At 62.3% G+C, this 721-nt stretch carries 1 protein-coding gene; it reads right to left on the bottom strand.

Features of this window, described 5'->3' with window-relative positions; translation table 11 throughout:
* On the bottom strand, positions 1 to 372 hold a 372-nt coding region (locus P0D89_RS53680), incomplete at its 3' end, for a hypothetical protein (protein WP_408371411.1).
* Positions 373 to 721: the final 349 nt, after the last annotated feature.

Here is a 721-nt window from a genome sequence, read left to right as displayed (position 1 = left end):
GGCGAGCCGTTGCCCCGCGCGTACATGGTCGCCAGCGGCGACATCGACAGCAACGATCCTTGCCCTTGAAGGAGAGCCTAGCTGCGCGAGCCGCTTCGCGTTGAAAGCGACAACACCGGTAGCGGCAATCGTATGCACGCCTGGTCGAAGCTCCGCTTTCGCGAACTGCAAGTTGACGTTCGCGAGCGCCTCGGGCGACAGGTCCACGGTATTGGGCAGAGGCGGAGCCTGATCGACTGCCGTGGCTGGCTGCTCTGACCCGGTAGCCGCGGGGGAAGTCCGCGAGTGAATGGAAAACAAGGCACCGCAAAGAACGAGGATGCCCGCTGCACCGACAGACAACTGCAGACGCTTGCGATAGCGGATGTTCACGAAAGCTCTCGATGGTTGAACAAACGTTTGGACTCCGAGGGATCGCGACGGCTTCCCTCGGAGCTGGAGAGCGCATTTTCGTGTCGCGCGTCTGATTGCGAGGTGGCGGGAAGATGTCATTTCGGACATCTTGGGGAGGCAAGCGCAGATTGCGCCGTTGGTTTACGGACGGAAGGCGGACGCGGCGCGAGCCAGGGCGCGCCGTCTTGAGCGAAGCAGCTAACGGAACTCTGCGAGAAAAGAATGCCGCGCGATTGCGCGGCACGGCGACTCAGAGTGTCACTCGGTAGCGGAAGGAAAGTAAAGCGTGAAGGTCGTCAAGCCGGCGCGGCTCACGACGTCGACTCGC

The sequence above is a fragment of the Paraburkholderia sp. RL18-085-BIA-A genome (genome assembly GCF_046027075.1).
Taxonomy (GTDB): Bacteria; Pseudomonadota; Gammaproteobacteria; order Burkholderiales; family Burkholderiaceae; genus Paraburkholderia.
Note: the sequence above shows the minus strand (reverse complement) of the source record. Positions and strands in the feature narration are given on the sequence as shown.